Source organism: Variovorax sp. RKNM96, assembly GCF_017161115.1.
GTDB lineage: Bacteria > Pseudomonadota > Gammaproteobacteria > Burkholderiales > Burkholderiaceae_C > Variovorax.
The window spans coordinates 2,771,333-2,789,852 of the sequence record NZ_CP046508.1; the positions used below are offsets into that span (position 1 = coordinate 2,771,333).

7 protein-coding genes are annotated in these 18,520 nt (G+C 67.3%); all 7 read left to right on the forward strand.

Translation table 11 applies throughout. From position 1 onward, the window contains the following. Positions 1-177: 177 nt before the first annotated feature. The 7 genes from GNX71_RS12815 (at position 178) to nirB (ending at position 18,507) form a co-directional block, all read left to right on the forward strand. Entirely contained in the window at positions 178-1,977 is a 1,800-nt protein-coding gene (locus GNX71_RS12815) for an FAD-dependent oxidoreductase (RefSeq protein ID WP_206178666.1), read from the forward strand. Further along, entirely contained in the window at positions 1,974-3,866 is a 1,893-nt protein-coding gene (locus GNX71_RS12820; protein ID WP_241027251.1) for a 2-oxoacid:acceptor oxidoreductase subunit alpha, read from the forward strand. Before GNX71_RS12815 ends, GNX71_RS12820 begins: the two co-directional genes overlap by 4 nt. Continuing rightward, positions 3,863-4,918 carry a 2-oxoacid:ferredoxin oxidoreductase subunit beta gene (locus tag GNX71_RS12825; RefSeq protein ID WP_206178667.1) on the forward strand — a complete coding sequence of 352 codons (1,056 nt, stop codon included), beginning with the start codon at positions 3,863-3,865 and terminating at the stop codon, positions 4,916-4,918. The genes GNX71_RS12820 and GNX71_RS12825 overlap by 4 nt, the downstream gene beginning before the upstream one ends. Before the next feature lie 45 nt (positions 4,919-4,963). After that, positions 4,964-5,401: a CBS domain-containing protein gene (locus tag GNX71_RS12830; protein WP_206178668.1), complete on the forward strand. Its 438-nt coding sequence runs from the start codon at positions 4,964-4,966 to the stop codon at positions 5,399-5,401. A 615-nt stretch (positions 5,402-6,016) separates the two neighbouring features. Beyond that, on the forward strand, positions 6,017-14,665 hold the full coding sequence (locus tag GNX71_RS12835; protein ID WP_241027252.1) for an ESPR-type extended signal peptide-containing protein: 8,649 nt from the start codon (positions 6,017-6,019) through the stop codon (positions 14,663-14,665). A gap of 31 nt (positions 14,666-14,696) precedes the next feature. Beyond that, complete coding sequence (locus GNX71_RS12840) at positions 14,697-15,590, forward strand: OmpA family protein (protein ID WP_206178669.1); 894 nt, start codon at positions 14,697-14,699, stop codon at positions 15,588-15,590. A 388-nt stretch (positions 15,591-15,978) separates the two neighbouring features. Beyond that, a complete protein-coding gene (gene nirB / locus GNX71_RS12845) occupies positions 15,979-18,507 on the forward strand; it encodes a nitrite reductase large subunit NirB (protein ID WP_206178670.1) in 2,529 nt (842 codons plus the stop codon). The last annotated feature ends 13 nt before the right edge of the window (positions 18,508-18,520 follow it).

Consider the following 18,520-nt stretch of genomic DNA (forward strand, 5'->3'; position numbering starts at 1 on the left):
GTCTGGGCAGAGCGGAGCCCGAATCCAATGTGGCGCGCGCACATCATTCGGGGGTGTTCTATGTGAGTGCGGCTGCGGGATTTCACCAAGGTGGTGCAACCGCCACTGCGGCGCATACTGCGCCAAACCCCACAAGCCGGCCCCTTCGGGGCCAGGGCGACTGTCAGGAGAAACGCATTGCAGCGAACCGACATTGCCAACCCGGCCTATTTCCACAAGGTCGTCGATTGCCAGTACGCCTGTCCGGCGCACACCCCCGTCCCTGAGTACATCCGCATGATCGCGCAGCGCCGCTACGGCGATGCGTACATGATCAACTGGGCGTCCAACGTCTTCCCGGGCATCCTCGGGCGCACTTGCGACCGACCCTGCGAGCCGGCTTGTCGGCGCGGACGCGTGGAGGAGAGCAACGCTCAGGCGCCCGAGCCGGTGGCCATCTGCCGGCTCAAGCGCGTGGCCGCCGACATGAAAGAGGACGTGCGCGAGCGCATGCCCAAGCCCGCGCCGAAGAACGGCAAGCGCGTCGCCTGCGTCGGCGCGGGGCCGGCCTCGCTCACCGTCGCGCGCGACCTGGCGCCGCTCGGCTATGAGGTGACGGTGTTCGACGGCGAGGCCAAGGCCGGCGGATTCATCCGCACGCAGATTCCGCGCTTTCGGCTGCCCGAATCGGTGATCGACGAGGAGACGGGCTACGTCCTCGACCTGGGCGTCGAGTTCCGCGGCGGCGAGCGCATCGACTCGATGAAGGCGCTGATGGCGCAAGGGTGGGACGCCATCTTCATCGGCTGCGGCGCACCGCGCGGGCGCGACCTCGATGTGCCCGGCCGGAAGGAAGCCGCGGCCAGCATCCACATCGGCATCGACTGGCTCAACTCCGTGTCCTTCGGCCACATCACAAGCATCGGCCGGCGCGTGATCGTGCTGGGCGGCGGCAACACGGCGATGGACTGCTGCCGCTCGGCCCGGCGCCTGGGCGGCACCGACGTGAAGGTCATCGTGCGCAGCGGCTTCGACGAAATGAAGGCCTCGCCCTGGGAGAAGGAAGACGCGCAGCACGAGGGCATTCCGATCGTCAACTTCCACGTGCCCAAGGCCTTCGTGCATGACCAGGGCCAACTGCAGGGAATGACCTTCGAGGTGGTCCGCGCCGAGTACGACGACAAGGGCCGCCGCACGCTGGTGCCCACCGGCGAGCCCGATGCCTTCTTCGAATGCGACGAGGTGCTGGTCGCGGTGGGACAGGAAAACGCCTTCCCCTGGATCGAGCGCGACAGCGGCATCGCCTTCGACAAGTGGGGGCTGCCCACGCTCGACAAGAACACCTTCCAGTCGACGGTGCCCAACGTGTTCTTCGGCGGCGATGCGGCCTTCGGTCCCAAGAACATCATCACGGCCGTGGCGCATGGTCACGAGGCGGCCGTGTCGATCGACAAGCTGCTGCGCGCCGAGCCGGTGTACGTGCGCCCCGCGCCGATGACCAACCTGGTGTCGCAGAAGATGGGCATCCACGAGTGGAGCTACGACAACGACACCTCCAACGACCTGCGCTACAAGGTGCCGTGGGCCAAGGCCGAGACGGCGCTGGCGAGCATCCGCGTGGAGGTGGAACTGGGCTTCGACGCCGCCACCGCCTTCAAGGAGGCCGAGCGCTGCCTCAACTGCGACGTGCAGACCGTGTTCACCGAAGCCGCCTGCATCGAATGCGATGCCTGCGTGGACATCTGCCCGATGGACTGCATCAACTTCGTCGACAACGCCGAGGAGGCCGAGCTGCGGCCCCATCTCAAGGCGCCGGCGCTGAACCTGACGCAGGACCTGTACGTGTCCGGCGGCCTCAAGACGGGCCGCGTGATGGTCAAGGACGAAGACGTCTGCCTGCACTGCGGCCTGTGCGCCGAGCGCTGCCCGACGGGCGCGTGGGACATGCAGAAGTTCCTGCTGAAGATGACGCCGGCCGGGCAGGGGGTGGCGGCATGAGCGCCTTGCTGCCGCCCGAAGGTGCGAGCGTGGGGGCGGCCACCACCATCCCGCAGATCGAAGGCATCAACGACTTCGTCATCAAGTTCGCCAACGTCAATGGCTCCGGCTCAGCCTCGGCCAACGAGCTGTTCGCCAAGGCCATCCTGCGCATGGGCGTGCCGGTGAGCCCGCGCAACATCTTCCCGAGCAACATCCAGGGCCTGCCGACCTGGTACGAGGTGCGTGTGACCGAGGCGGGCCACCTCGGGCGGCGCGGCGGCACCGACATGATGGTGGCGATGAACCCGCAGACCTGGGACGCCGACCTGGCCGAGTTGGCGCCCGGCGGCTACCTCTTCTACGACAGCACGCGGCCGCTGCCGCCCTCGAAGTTTCGCACCGACATCCGCGTGATCGGCATGCCGCTCACCGAGATCTGCAACGCGGTCTACCAGGACCCGCGCCAGCGGCAGCTCTTCAAGAACATCGTCTACGTCGGCGCGCTGGCCATCCTCTTGGGCATCGAGCCCGAGGTGGTCGAGAAGCTGTTCGGCGAGCAGTACAAGGGCAAGGAAAAACTGCTGGCCTCCAACGTGCAGGCGCTGCACCTGGGCTGCGACTTCGCGCGCGAGAACCTGCGCGAACCGCTGGGCATCCAGGTACGGCGCGCCGATCGCGTGGGCAACCGCATCTTCGTGGACGGCAACAGCGCTGCGGCGCTGGGCTGCGTGTACGGCGGCGCCACGGTTGCGGCCTGGTATCCGATCACGCCCTCATCCTCGGTGGCCGAGGCCTTCCAGAAGTACTGCACCAAGTTCCGTGTGGACCCGGCCACCGGCCAGCACCGCTTCGCCATCGTGCAGGCCGAAGACGAACTGGCTTCCATCGGCATGGTGGTCGGCGCCGGATGGAATGGTGCGCGCGCCTTCACGCCGACCTCGGGGCCAGGCATCTCGCTGATGACCGAGTTCATCGGCCTGGCCTACTTCGCGGAGATTCCGGTCACGCTCATCAATGTGCAGCGCGGCGGACCCTCGACGGGCATGCCGACGCGCACGCAGCAGGCCGACATCCTCTCCTGCGCCTACGCCTCGCACGGCGACACCAAGCATGTGCTGCTGTTCCCCGAAGACCCGCACGAGTGCTTCGAGCACGCGGCGGCCGCGCTGGACCTGGCCGACCGCCTGCAGACGCCGGTGTTCCTGATGACCGACCTGGACATCGGCATGAACCAGCGCCTGTGCGAGCCTTTCGTGTGGGACGACGCCAAGGCCTACGACCGCGGCAAGGTCATGACCGCCGAAGAGCTGGAGGCGGGCCGCGACTTCGGCCGCTACAAGGACGTGGACGGCGACGGCATTCCCTGGCGCACGCTGCCGGGCACGCACCCGACCAAGGGCAGCTACTTCACCCGAGGCACCACGCGCGATGCCTACGCCCGGTATTCGGAGCGCGGGCCGGACTACATCTACAACGTCGAACGGCTCCTGAAGAAGTTCGCGACCGCGGCCACGATGGTGCCGCAGCCGGTGCTGCGGCCGGCCGCGGAAAAGACCGACTTGGGCGTGATCTATTTCGGTTCGACCAGCCCGTCGATGCACGAAGCGCTGGATGCGCTGGAGGAAGAGGGCATCCACCTCGACGCGATGCGGCTGCGCGCGTTTCCGTTCCCCGACAGCGTGGTGCAATTCCTCGCCGCGCACCGGCAGGTGTTCGTGGTCGAGCAGAACCGCGACGCGCAGATGCGCAGCCTGCTGGTCAACGAGCTGGACTTCGACCCCGCCCGGCTGGTGCGCGTGCTGCATTTCGACGGCACGCCGATCACTGCGCGCTTCATCGTCGAAGCAATCGGCGCGCATGTGCGCAAGCAGGCGTCCCGCGCAGCCGACACCAAGGAATCCGCATGACCTACCTTGCCAAGCCCCGGCTGCACCACCCGACGCTGGCCACCAACAAGGTCGGCTACAAGCGGCGCGACTACGAGGGCAAGATCTCCACGCTGTGCGCCGGCTGCGGCCACGACTCGATTTCCGCCGCCATCATCGAAGCCTGCTGGGAGCTGGACATCGAGCCGCACCGCGTGGCCAAGCTCTCGGGCATCGGCTGCAGCTCCAAGACGCCGGACTACTTCCTCGGCGCCTCGCATGGCTTCAACACCGTGCACGGCCGCATGCCCAGCGTGCTGACCGGCGCCAACCTGGCCAACCGCGACCTGCTCTACCTGGGCGTCTCGGGCGATGGCGATTCGGCGTCCATCGGCCTCGGCCAATTCGCGCACGCCATGCGGCGCGGCGTCCGCATGGCCTACATCGTGGAGAACAACGGCGTCTACGGCCTCACCAAGGGCCAGTTCTCGGCCACGGCCGACCAAGGCTCCAAGAGCAAGAAGGGCGTGGTCAACACCGACAGCCCGGTGGACCTGGTGGCGTTGGCGCTCCAGCTGGGCGCGAGCTACGTGGGGCGCGGCTTTTCGGGCAACAAGGCGCAGCTGGTGCCGCTGATCAAGGGCGCGATCAGCCACGGCGGCTCTGCCTTCATCGACGTGATCAGCCCCTGCGTGGCCTTCAACAACCACCCGGGCAGCACCAAGAGCTACGACTACGTGCGCGAGCACAACGAGGCGGTGAGCCGCATCGACTTCATCACCGGGCGCGAGGAGATCACCGCCGACATCGGCCCGGGCGAGGTGATGGACGTGCGCCAGCACGACGGCACGCTGCTGCGCCTGCGCAGCCTGCACCCCGACTACAACCCCGGCGACCGGTACGCCGCGATGGCCTATATGCAGCGTCACCACGAGATGGGGGAGGTGGTGACGGGGCTGCTCTACGTCGATCCGCTCGCCACCGACCTGCACACGGCGCTCAACACCTGCGACCGTCCGCTCAACACGCTCGAGGCGGACCAGCTGTGCCCCGGCGTGAGCGCACTCGAAAAGCTGAACGCCTCCTTGCGCTGAGCCGGCGCCGGCGGCACCATTGACCTCACTTCCGAAGGGCGCACCATGGCCGAGCGCACCGTTTTCCAATCCGTCTCGCGCAAGCACGTGATCAGCCTGGGTCCGCAGGCCAGCGTGCGCGACGCCGCCTGCGTGATGACGCGCGCCAACTGCGGCAGCGTGCTCGTCATGGAGCTGCCCGACACGCTGGTCGGCATCCTCACCGAGCGCGACCTCATGACCCGCGTGCTCGCCAAGGGGCTCGACCCCGACCGCACGCCGGTGCGCGAGGTGATGACGCCCAATCCGATCTGCGTGCCGCCGGAGACGCTGGTGTCCGACGCGGTGGTGCTGATGCTGGAGCGCGGGTTCCGGCACCTGCCGCTGGTGGCGGGGGCGAAAATCCTGGGCGTGTTTTCAGTGCGCGATGCGCTGCCGCGGGAAATTGGCACGGCACTCAGCCAGACGGAGTTCAACGAGCAGGTGAACGACGCCCTGGGTTGAAGTTTTGGCCCGGCGGGTAATTCTGCCGGCGCATCTTTGTTTTTCCATTTTCTGATCGACCGTTCAAAAGCGGTTGAACGCCATCGTCTGCGCGACGGGCGTTCCATGGCAATTCAATTGCCTGGTGAATGGCGGGTCGTGGGACAGGAACCCCCCGAACCGATCACTTCAAGCTGAATGCAACTGCTCGACAGCAGCGCCGTGTCCGAGGGGGGCAGCGCCTGCGGAAAGCAGGACTGCGGCTGAGTCATTTAAATGACTATTCATTAGATTCGATTGATAAAAGACGCGTCAATCATCGTGCTCTTGCAATGAAGTTGCTATTTTGATATCTGCCGATATCAAAATTATGATTACAACTAATAACTTAATTGAGTTTATTGCAGGGATGTGGTAAGCAGTTTATTCATTGGTATCTTTGTATTACTATTACTTTTCAATGATCAATTGAATATTCAAATCAATTCGGCGAAATGACTCAAAAACGCGACATGTCCCATTGCTTAATTCAATTCACTTCTTAAGATTTATTTCGAAACACAGTCTCAAAAAAATGTCCAGGGAGTGGAATGGCGCGTGCCATTCAATGGTTTTTCAACGGATGGATGGAGTCCCATGAATAGAACTTACCGCTCACTCTGGAATGAGTCCCTTGGTGCCTGGGTTGCGGCATCGGAGGTTTCCCACGCCCGCGGAAAGCGCGGCGGCAGTCAGGTGGCGCTGGCCGCGGCAGGGGGCGTGCTTGCAGCGCTTCGGGCACGGCGGCTGCGGGCGAGACTCGCGACCGCGCTGGTGGCCATCAGCGCCATCGGGTGGTCTTCTTTTGCAGAGGCGCAGGCGGTGGATTGCAGCGTGGCGCCCTACAACGCGTACAACAGTACCGCCTCGTGCATGGGCTATAGCTCCAAGGCATCGGGCATCGGCGCCACCGCGCTGGGCTCGCTCGCCACCAGCGATGTTCTGGGGGGCCTCGCAGCCGGATACGCCTCCCACAGCGCCGCGCAGAACTCCATCTCGTTGGGTTTCGGGGCGTATTCCGCGGGCATCAACTCCATCTACCTGGGTGCACGCACGGGTCCCACGACCGGCGCGTTGGCCGGTGGCTCCATCGGCATCGGCACGGACGTGACCGCGAGCGGCGGCAACGCCATTGCCGCCGGCAGTTTTTCTCTCTCCAGTGGAGACAACGCGACTGCTGTCGGTGCCTCCTCCAGGGCGACCGGGTTGCGCAGCCTCGCTCTCGGATACCAAGCCAATGCGGCGGCATTGGATACCGTGGCGCAGGGCAACACCGCCACCGCGAGCGCCCAGAACGCCATCGCGGTCGGCTTCCAGTCGGTCGCGACCCAATTGAACTCGGTCTACATCGGTTCGCGCACTGCACCGGGGACGGGGGCCACGGGCGTGGGCGCGATCGCCATCGGCACGGACGTGACCGCTTCGCAGAGCAATGCGACTGCGGTGGGCTTCCAAAGCAAGGCGACCGGAGGGAGTTCGGTGGCTGTCGGTCCGAACGCCGCAGCATCGGGCACCTCTGCCATGGCGCTGGGGACGGGCACGGTCGCAAGCAACGTCAATGCTGTCGCGCTGGGCGCTTCGGCCGTTGCCACAGGGGCCGGGGACAGCGCCCTGGGCACCTTTGCGAACGCTTCGGGAGGGAACTCCACGGCGGTCGGCGTCAGCTCGACCGCCAGCGGCGCCCGGGCGTTCGCCGGCGGTTGGGGCGTCAAGGCAGGCGGCGTCGACGCCGCGGCCATCGGGACCCGGGCCAACGCTGCAGGCACCAGTTCGGCCGCGCTCGGCAATCTCGCCAATGCGTCGGCAGATTTCGCGCTGGCCATGGGCAACCAGGCCGTGTCGTCCGGCGTCGGCTCGGTCGCGGCAGGGTCGGGCGCCAACGCTGCGGCCGTCGGTGCCGTCGCGGTGGGCAACAACGCCACGGCGGCACTCGCGCGCGGCACCGCGCTGGGCTTCGGCACGGCGGCAGGCGGCCAGAACGCCACCGCCGTGGGCGCGCTCGCCAGCGCCTCCGCCGACCAGGCGGTCGCCGTCGGCAACAGCGCCAAGGCCTCGGCGCTCAACGCGATCGCGGTGGGCAACAACGCCGTCGCCGATTCCGCGGATGCCGTCTCCATCGGCAACGGCTCCACCGCCACCGGCGGCAAGGCGGTGGCCATCGGCTCGGGCAACGTTGCGAGCGGCAACGGCGCCGTGGCCATCGGCGACCCGAACACCGCCACCGGCAACGGCGCGATCGCGAGCGGCCTGGACAACACCGCCACCGGCAACGGTTCGGTGGCGATGGGCAACACCAACAAAGTCGGCGGCGGCGGACAGGACGTGAGCGTCCCCGGCACGCCGGCGCAGGGCGCGGTGGGCATCGGCTTCCAGAACACCGTGGTGGGCCAGGGCAGCGTGGCGATCGGCAGCACGAGCAAGGCACTGGCCGCGGGCGCAGTGGCATTCGGCGACACGGCGGTGGCCAACAACGCGGGCGATGTCGCACTGGGTTCGGGTTCGAAGACCGACGTGGCGGTCGGCACGCCCAGCACCGTGATCGGCGGCACGACCTATCTTTTCGCCGGCACGACGCCGGCCTCGACGGTCAGCGTTGGCAGCGCGGGCGCCGAGCGCACGATCACCAACCTGGCGGCCGGCCGGATCTCCGGCAGCTCGACCGATGCGATCAACGGTTCGCAGCTGTACGCCACCAACCAGGCAATCCAGGCCATCGCGGCCAGCACGCCTACGCATTACTACAGCGTGAACGACGGCGGCACGCAGCAGGCGAACTACACCAACAACGGCGCGACGGGAGCCAACTCCCTGGCGGCCGGCGTTGCGGCCTCGGCGTCGGGCGCCCAGTCCGTCGCGCAGGGCTTCCAGTCGAACGCGTCGGCCGGCGATGCCATCGCCATCGGCACCAACACCAAGGCCTCGGCCGTCAGCGGCACCGCCATCGGCGTCAACGCCACGGCGTCGGGCGCCAGCGGCTCCACTGCGATCGGCGCCTTCGCCAACGCCAGCGCCACCAACAGCCTGGCGGTCGGCGAATTCGCCAGCGCGTCCGCAGAGGGCGCCTCGGCCGTCGGCCCCGGCGCCACCGCGGCGGCGGCGGGTGCCACCGCGATAGGCAATGGCTCCAAGGCGCTGGCGGCGTCGACCCTGGCGCTCGGCGACACCAACACCGTCGCCGCTGCGGCGGGCGTGGGCTCGATCGCGGCAGGCAGCAACTCGCAGGTGCTGGGCGGCACCGGCGCGGTGGCCATGGGCTCAGGCAATGTCGCCAACGGCAACGGCGCAGTCGCCATCGGCGACCCGAACACCGCGACCGGCGACGGCACGGTGGCCCAGGGCAAGGACAACACCGCCACCGGCAATGGCTCGGTGGCGATGGGCAACACCAACAAGGTCGGCGGCGGCGGGCAGGACGTGGGCGTCCCCGGCACGCCGGCGCAGGGCGCGGTGGGCATCGGCTTCCAGAACACCGTGGTGGGCCAGGGCAGCGTGGCGATCGGCAGCACGAGCAAGGCATTGGCCGCAGGCGCGGTGGCGTTCGGCGACACGGCGGTGGCCAACAACGCGGGCGACGTCGCACTGGGCTCCGGCTCGGTCACGGCCACGGCGGTGGGCACGCCCAGCGCGACGATCAACGGCAAGGTCTACAACTTCCAGGGCGTCGCACCGACGAGCACGGTCAGCGTGGGTGCAGGAGGGGCGGAGCGCACGATCACCAACGTCGCAGCCGGTCGAATTTCGGGGACGTCAACCGATGCGATCAATGGCTCGCAGCTCTTCGCCACCAATTCGGCCATCACTGACGTGGCAACGACGGCGGGCAAGGGATGGAACCTGAGCGCAAACGGCGAGGCCACGCCGCAGAACATTGCGCCTGGTGGGACGGCCGACTTCGCCAACGGCAGCAACACGACCGTCACGCGCACGGGCAACCAGATCAGGGTCGACGTGTCTGCCGATCCGATCTTCAATTCCGTGACGACCGGCAACACGAAGATCGACAACAACGGGCTGACCATCGTGGGCGGTCCGAGCGTGACGACCACCGGCATCAATGCCGGAGGTACGCAGATCACGAATGTGGCGCCGGGCGTGGCAGGCACCGATGGCGTGAACGTGGATCAGCTGAACACCACGGTGGCAGGCAGCAAGACCAAGTACTACAGCGTCAACTCCACGGGTGGGGGCAACGAAGCCAACGATGGTGCGACCGGTGCGGATGCGATCGCATCGGGAAAGAACGCCACCGCCGCAGGCGCATCCAGTGTGGCCATGGGCCTGGGTGCCACGGCCGGTACGGCCAACAGCGTGGCGCTGGGTGCGGGCTCGTCCACAGCCACTGCAGTGGGAACTGCCAGTACGACGATCAACGGCACGACGTACAACTTCCAGGGCGTTGCGCCCGTCGGCACGGTCAGCGTGGGCGCAGGCGGTGCCGAGCGCACGATCACCAATGTCGCTGCCGGCCGGATCGCAGGCAACTCGACCGACGCCATCAACGGCTCGCAGCTGTTCGCCACCAACTCGGCCATCACCGACGTGGCAACGACGGCGGGCAAGGGCTGGAACCTGAGCGCCAATGGCGAAGCGACACCGCAGAACATTGCACCGGGAGGTACAGCCGACTTCGCCGACGGCAGCAACACGACCGTCACGCGCACGGGCAACCAGATCAGGGTCGATGTGGTGGCTGATCCGACATTCAACTCGGTGACCACGGGCAACACGAAGATCGACAACGGTGGGTTGACCATCGTGGGCGGTCCGAGCGTGACGACCACTGGCATCAATGCCGGAGGCACGCAGATCACCAACGTGGCGCCCGGCGTGGCAGGCACCGATGGCGTGAATGTTGACCAGCTGAACACCACGGTGGCTGGCAGCAAGACCAAGTACTACAGCGTCAACTCCACGGGCGGCGGCAACGAAGCCAACGACGGTGCAACCGGTGCTGATGCCATCGCTTCAGGCAAGAACGCCACGGCCGCAGGCGCATCCAGCGTGGCAATGGGCCTGGGTGCCACGGCCGGGACGGCCAACAGCGTTGCATTGGGCGCGGGCTCGTCCACCGCTACCGCGGTGGGCACAGCCAGCACGACGATCAACGGCACGGTCTATAACTTCCAGGGTGCTACACCCGTGGGCACGGTCAGCGTGGGCGCAGGCGGTGCCGAGCGCACGATCACCAACGTCGCAGCCGGTCGAATTTCGGGGACGTCAACCGATGCGATCAACGGCTCGCAGCTGTTCGCTACCAACTCGGCCATCACAGATGTGGCAACCACGGCAGGCAAGGGATGGAACCTGAGCGCAAACGGCGAGGCCACACCGCAGAACATTGCGCCTGGTGGGACCGCGGACTTCGCCGACGGCAGCAACACGACCGTCACGCGTACCGGCAATCAGATCAAGGTCGATGTGGCGGCCGACCCGATCTTCAACTCGGTAACCACGGGCAACACGAAGATCGATAACAACGGGCTGACCATCGTGGGCGGGCCAAGCGTGACCGTGAACGGCATCGATGCGGGCAGCAAGGTGATCACCAACGTGGCACCCGGCGTTGCAGGCACCGACGGCGTGAACGTCGACCAGCTGAACACCACGGTGGCCGGCAGCAAGACCAAGTACTACAGCGTCAACTCGACAGGCGGCGGCAACGAGGCCAACGATGGCGCGACCGGTGTTGACGCCATTGCGTCGGGCAAGAACGCCACGGCCGCTGGAGCCTCCAGCGTGGCGATGGGCCTGGGTGCGACGGCCGGGACGGCCAACAGCGTTGCACTGGGCTCCGGTTCAGCCACAGCAACCGCGGTTGCTACACCGAGCACGACGATCAACGGCACGACGTACAACTTCCAGGGCGTCGCCCCGGTAGGCACGGTCAGCGTCGGTTCGACAGGCGCGGAACGCACGATCACCAACGTTGCGGCCGGACGGATTGCCGGCAACTCGACGGACGCCATCAACGGCTCGCAGCTCTTCGCCACGAACTCGGCCATCACCGACGTGGCAACGACGGCAGGCAAGGGGTGGAACCTGAGCGCCAATGGCGAGGCCACGCCGCAGAACATCGCGCCGGGAGGTACAGCCGACTTCGCCGACGGCAGCAACACAACCGTCACCCGCACGGGCAACCAGATCAAGGTCGATGTGGTGGCCGATCCCATCTTCAACTCGGTGACCACGGGCAACACGAAGATCGACAACGGCGGGCTGACCATCGTGGGTGGCCCGAGCGTGACGACCACTGGTATCAATGCCAGCGGCACGCAGATCACCAATGTGGCACCCGGCGTTGCAGGCACTGACGGCGTAAACGTCGATCAGCTGACCACCACGGTGGCCGGCAGCAAGACCAAGTACTACAGCGTCAACTCCACAGGGGGTGGTAACGAAGCCAACGATGGTGCGACAGGTGCCGATGCCATCGCGTCAGGCAAGAACGCCACGGCTGCAGGCGCTTCCAGCGTCGCCATGGGCTTGGGTGCGACAGCGGGAACGGCCAACAGCGTGGCACTGGGCTCGGGTTCAGTCACGGCAACGCCGGTGGGAACACCGAGCACGACGATCAACGGCACTGTCTATAACTTCCAGGGCGTCGCGCCGGTGGGTACGGTCAGCGTCGGCACGGTGGGCGGCGAACGCACGATCACCAACGTCGCAGCCGGCCGGATCTCCGGCACCTCGACCGACGCGATCAACGGCTCGCAGCTGTTCGCCACCAACCAATCAATCGCCGACGTGGCAACGACAGCAGGCAAGGGCTGGAATTTGAGCGCCAATGGCGAGGCGACACCGCAGAACATCGCTCCGGGCGGTACAGCTGACTTCGCCGACGGCAGCAACACAACCGTCACCCGCACAGGCAACCAGATCAAGGTCGACGTGGTGGCCGATCCGATCTTCAACTCAGTGACCACGGGCAACACGAAGATCGACAACAACGGGTTGACCATCGTGGGCGGCCCGAGCGTGACCGTGAACGGCATCGATGCAGGCAGCAAGGTGATCACCAACGTGGCACCGGGCGTTGCGGGCACCGATGGCGTGAACGTCGACCAGCTGACCACCACGGTGGCCGGCAGCAAGACCAAGTACTACAGCGTCAACTCCACAGGTGGGGGTAACGAGGCGAACGACGGTGCGACCGGTGCCGACGCCATCGCATCCGGCAAGAACGCGACCGCGGCCGGTGCTTCGGCAGTGGCCATCGGCCTGGGCGCGACGGCTGGCACGGCCAACAGCGTGGCACTGGGCGCGGGCTCGTCTACAGCCACGGCAGTCGGAACCGCCAGCACGACGATCAACGGCACGACGTACAACTTCCAGGGCGTCGCCCCGGTAGGCACGGTCAGCGTCGGTTCGGCAGGCGCGGAGCGCACGATCACCAACGTTGCAGCCGGCCGGATCTCCGGCACCTCGACCGACGCGATCAACGGCTCGCAGCTGTTCGCCACCAACCAGTCGATCGAAGACCTGAGCACCACGGTCATCGCCAACAAGACCAGGTACTACAGCGTCAACTCCACGGGCGGCACCAACGAGGACAACCTCGGCGCGACCGGCACCGACGCCATCGCATCGGGCAAGAACGCGGCGGCGGCCGGTGCTTCGGCGGTGGCCATCGGCCTCGGTGCGACGGCGGGCGACGCCAACAGCGTGGCACTGGGCGCGGGCTCGTCCACGGCTGCGGCAGTGGGAACCGCCAGCACGACGATCAACGGCACGGTCTACAACTTCCAGGGCGTCTCGCCGATCGGCACGGTCAGCGTCGGCACGGTCGGCAGCGAACGCACGCTCACCAACGTCGCGGCCGGTCGGATCTCGGGCACCTCGACCGATGCGATCAACGGCTCGCAGCTCTTTGCCACCAACCAGTCGATCGAAAACCTGAGCACCACGGTCACGGCCAACAAGATCAGGTACTACAGCGTCAACTCCACGGGAGGCGGCAACGAGGACAACCTCGGTGCCACGGGCGCCGACGCCATCGCATCGGGCAAGGATGCCAGCGCGACCGTCAACGGCGGCGTGGCCATCGGTTCGGGCGCGGTCTCCGACCGGGCCATCGCAAGCAGCACCGGCAACATTCCCGCAGGCAGCGCGCTGATCCCGTTCAACACCGCCGACCGCACCCTGCTGGGCGCGCTGTCGGTGGGCAGCGCCACCACCTACCGCCAGATCACCAACGTGGCGGACGGCACGCAGGCGCAGGACGCGGTCACGGTGCGCCAGCTCAGCGGTGCATTGCAGTCCTTCGCGGTCACGCCGATCAAGTACTTCCATGCCAACTCCACCGCGGCGGACTCGCTCGCGGTCGGCGCGGAATCGGTGGCGGTCGGCCCGCAGACGGTGGTCAACGGCAACAACGGCGTGGGCATCGGCAACGGCGCCGTGGTGCAGCAGAGCGCGCCGGGCGGCATTGCGATCGGGCAGGGCGCGACGTCGCACCTGGCCGACTCGATTGCCATGGGTACGGGCGCATCGGCCGCAGGCGTGCAGGGCGTGGCGATGGGGGCGGGCAGCAGCGTGACGCAGGCGGGCGGCGTGGCACTGGGCGCGGGCTCGGTGGCCTCGACGGCGGCGGGCGTGGCGGGCTACGTGCCGCCCACGGCCACCGACGCGCAACGCATCGCCATCGGCGCGACCACCAGCACGCTGGCGGCCGTCTCGGTCGGCAATGCGGCGAGCGGCCAGTTCCGCCAGATCACCGGCGTGGCCGCGGGCACGGCGGACAGCGACGCCGTCAATGTTTCGCAGTTGCGCGGCGTGCAGGGCACGGTCGCGGCAATCGACCAGTCGACGGTCAAGTACGACAGCAACGCCGACGGCTCGGTCAACTACAACAGCGTGAGCATGGGCGGCAGCAATGCCACCGGGCCGGTCACGGTGCACAACGTGGCGCCGGGCGTGGCGGGCACCGACGCGGTCAACGTCAACCAGTTGAACGCGCTCGGCGGCAGCCTGAACAACCGCATCAACGCGGTCAACGACCGCATCGACGGCGTCGAGAAGAACGCCTACGCCGGGGTGGCCGCGGCCATGGCGCTGCAGATGCCCGGCAGCTACGTGCCGGGCAAGACGGTCATGCGCATCGGCGCGGGTTCGTTCAAGGGCGAGAGCGCGGTGGGCATCAGCTTCCGGCGCACCGCCGAGAACAACGCCTGGAGCATCACCGGCGGCGTGGCGACCAGCCGGGCCGGGGTGGGCGCGACCGTCGGCGCGGAATGGGTCTTCAACTGATCGCCATAGAGAAGAACTGGACGAACTCACCATGAACAAGCTTTCTCAAGCCAGGACCTCTTTCGCGACCCGCACCATGCCGCTCGCCGCGCTCTGCCTTGCCGCACTGGTGGCCGGCGGCTGCTCGACCAGCTACACGATCACGCCGGAGATGCAGGCCCGTGCCGCTTCGGAGAACCCGTCGCCGCCGAAGGACGACGACTTTCCCGCACTCGGCTCGGCCACGTGGCAGCAGGGCGCCTTCCCGAGCCTGGAGGCCCTGCGCACCATGCGCACCGGCATGGGCAAGGACCAGGTGCGCGAGCTGCTGGGCTTTCCGCACTTCAGCGAAGGGCTGGCCGGGGTGCGCGAGTGGAACTACATCTTCCACTTTCGCACCGGCGCCGGCCCGGACTACATCACCTGCCAGTACATGGTTCGCTTCAATGCGGACGTGCTGGTCAACGGCACGTACTGGAAGGGACCGGGTTGCGCCGACCTGCTCAAGCCGCCGCCCGCAGCGGCACGGCCCGTCGCGGTCGTCCAGCCTGCGCCGGCACCTGCGAGGACGACGACGCTCGGTGCCGATGGGCTGTTCCGCTTCGACGGGCGTTCGCTCGCCGACCTGTTGCCCGAAGGCCGGCGCAAGCTCGATGCCCTTGCCAGCGACATCAAGGCCAATGCGACGCCGGTGGATGCGGTGCGGGTGACGGGCCACACCGACCGGCTCGGCAGCCAGGCCTACAACCAGGCCCTCTCGGTCGCGCGGGCCGATACCGTGCGCGACTACCTGGTGCAGGCCGGCGTGCCGGCGCAGCGCGTGCAGGTGCAGGGCAAGGGCGAATCGGAGCCGAAGGTGCAGTGCGCGCAGGCCAGCCGTGCGGCGCTGATCGACTGCCTGGCGCCGAACCGCCGCGTCGAGATCGAGATGTTCTCGACACGATGAGCACCGCGGCGGGCCTGTCGAAAGGGCAGGCCCGCCGCACCAAACGGGACGACGCGTGCGCCACAACGGCGCACGCCCTCGCGCACCACGGCCGTCCTGTGCCGTATTTGGTGCGCCGCGGACCCGCTGGCCGGCCGGATCGCCTGGCACGGATGTTGCGCAGGGTCTAGCACTGTGCCGCGGCAACGCCGCCGCGGCTCTCACAGTGCCTCCGCTAACGACGGCGGACCCGAGCGCACTGCAAGCCTTTGTCTAACCAAGGCCGGCAGTACGTCCGTTCCAACCCGATTCGCATCCGTCCCTTGCGGGGGCTTCGCTGTGACACGCCGTCTTTCGTGATGGTGTGTCCGGCGGCCTGTCGCATGGTCGGCTGCGTACAGGATCCGACATGAAAATCGCAGTCATTGGCCACGGCATGGTGGGCCACAAGTTTCTGGAGCAACTCCACGAGCTCGGCGTCGCGGATGCAGAGGTCACGGTGTTCTGCGAAGAGCCCCGCGCGGCCTACGACCGGGTGCATCTTTCCGAATTCTTCGCGGGCAAGACTGCCGAAGACCTCTCGCTCGTGGAGCCCGGCTTCTTCGAGCGCAGCGGCTTCACGCTGCGCCTCGCGGCGAAGGCCGTGGCCATCGAGCGGCGCAACAACACGCTCACCACGGCCGATGGCGAAGTGGTGGCCTACGACAAGCTCGTGCTTGCAACCGGCTCGTCGCCGTTCGTGCCGGCCGTGCCCGGCCGCGACCGCGACAACTGTTTTGTCTATCGCACCATCGAAGACCTCGAAGCGATGAAAGCCTGCGGCGCCCGCTCGAAGAGCGGCGTGGTCGTCGGCGGTGGCTTGCTGGGCCTCGAATGCGCCAAGGCACTGCGTGACATGGGCCTGGAGACCCACGTGGTCGAGTTCGCGCCGCGTCTCATGGCCGTGCAGGTCGACGAGGGCGGTGGCCGCGCGCTGCGCAGCAGCATCGAGGCGCTGGGCCTGCATGTGCACACGGGCCGCAACACGGTGGAGATCACCGATGGCGCCGCCGCGCGGCACCGCATGGTGTTCGCCGACGGCACGTACCTGGAGACCGACATGATCGTGTTCTCCGCCGGCATCCGCCCGCGCGACGAGCTGGCCCGCCAGTCGGTGCTGGCCATCGGCCCACGCGGCGGCGTGGCGATCGACAGCCACTGCCGCACGAGCGACCACGATGTGTATGCCATCGGCGAGTGCGCCTCGTGGAACGAACAGACCTTCGGCCTCGTGGCACCCGGCTACGACATGGCCCGCGTTGCCGCGAAGCACATCGCCGGCCAGCAGGACGCCGCCTTCACCGGCGCGGACATGAGCACCAAGCTCAAGCTCATGGGCGTTGACGTCGCCAGCATCGGCGACGCGCACGGCAAGACGCCGCATTCGCGCGCCTACCAGTACATCAACGAGCACAAGCAGATCTACAAGAAGATCGTGGTGAGCGAAGACGGCAAGCAGCTGCTGGGCGCGGTGCTGGTCGGCGACGCGGCCGAGTACGGCACGCTGCTGCAGATGGCGCTCAACGGCATCGCGCTGCCGGCGGACCCGGAGTTCCTGATCCTTCCCGCGAGCGACGGCAAGGCGCGCCCGGGCCTGGGCGTCGATGCGCTGCCCGACACGGCCCAGATCTGCTCTTGCAACAACGTGACCAAGGGCCAGATCTGTGCGGCCGTGGGCGAGGGCGCCTGCACCGTCGCCGAGATGAAGGCCTGCACCAAGGCCGGCGCCACCTGCGGCGGCTGCGTGGCGCTGGTGGGGCAGGTGATGAAGGTGCAGATGGCCAAGCGCGGCATGGCCGTGAACAACCACCTGTGCGAGCACTTCGCGTACTCGCGCCAGGAGCTCTACCACCTGATCCGCGTGGGCGAGATCCGCAGCTTCGACGACCTGCTCGCCAAGCACGGCAAGGGCCTGGGCTGCGACGTCTGCAAGCCCACCGCGGCGAGCATCTTCGCCTCGTGCTGGAACGAGTTCGTGCTGAAGAAGAACCTCGCGAGCCTGCAGGACAGCAACGACTACTTCCTCGGCAACATCCAGAAGGATGGCACCTACTCGGTCGTACCGCGCATGCCGGGCGGCGAGGTCACGCCCGACGGGCTCATCGCCGTGGGGCAGGTCGCCAAGAAGTACGGCCTCTACACCAAGGTCACCGGCGGCGCCCGCGTGGACATGTTCGGCGCGCGCGTCGAGCAGCTGCCCTCGATCTGGGAAGAACTCATCGCCGCGGGCTTCGAATCGGGCCATGCCTACGGCAAGTCGCTGCGCACGGTGAAGAGCTGCGTGGGTTCGACATGGTGCCGCTACGGTGTGGACGACAGCGTGGGCCTGGCCGTGGAGCTGGAGAACCGCTACAAGGGCCTGCGCGCACCGCACAAGATCAAGTTCGGGGTGTCGGGTTGCACCCGCGAATGCGCCGAGGCGCAGGGCAAGGACGTGGGCATCATCGCCACCGAGAAGGGCTGGAACCTCTACGTGTGCGGCAACGGCGGCATGAAGCCGCGCCACGCCGAGCTCTTCGCCTCCGACCTCACCAAGGCGCAGCTCATCCAGCTGATCGACCGCTTCCTGATGTTCTACGTGCGCACGGCCGACCGCCTGCAGCGCACCAGCACCTGGCGCGAAAACCTCGAAGGCGGACTCGACTACCTCAAGGGCGTGCTGCTGCAGGACACCCTCGGCATCGCCGGCGAACTCGAAGTGCAGATGCAGAACGTGGTCGACACCTACCAGTGCGAGTGGAAGACCGCGGTGAACGACCCGGCCACGCGCCAGCGCTTCCGCTCCTTCGTCAACAGCGAGAAGCCCGACGAGCACATCGTGTTCGTGAAGGAGCGCGGCCAGATCCGCCCGGCCCGCGCCGAAGAGCGCAGCACCGAAGCCGATGCCGAAACCGTCTGAAGAACACCCGAGG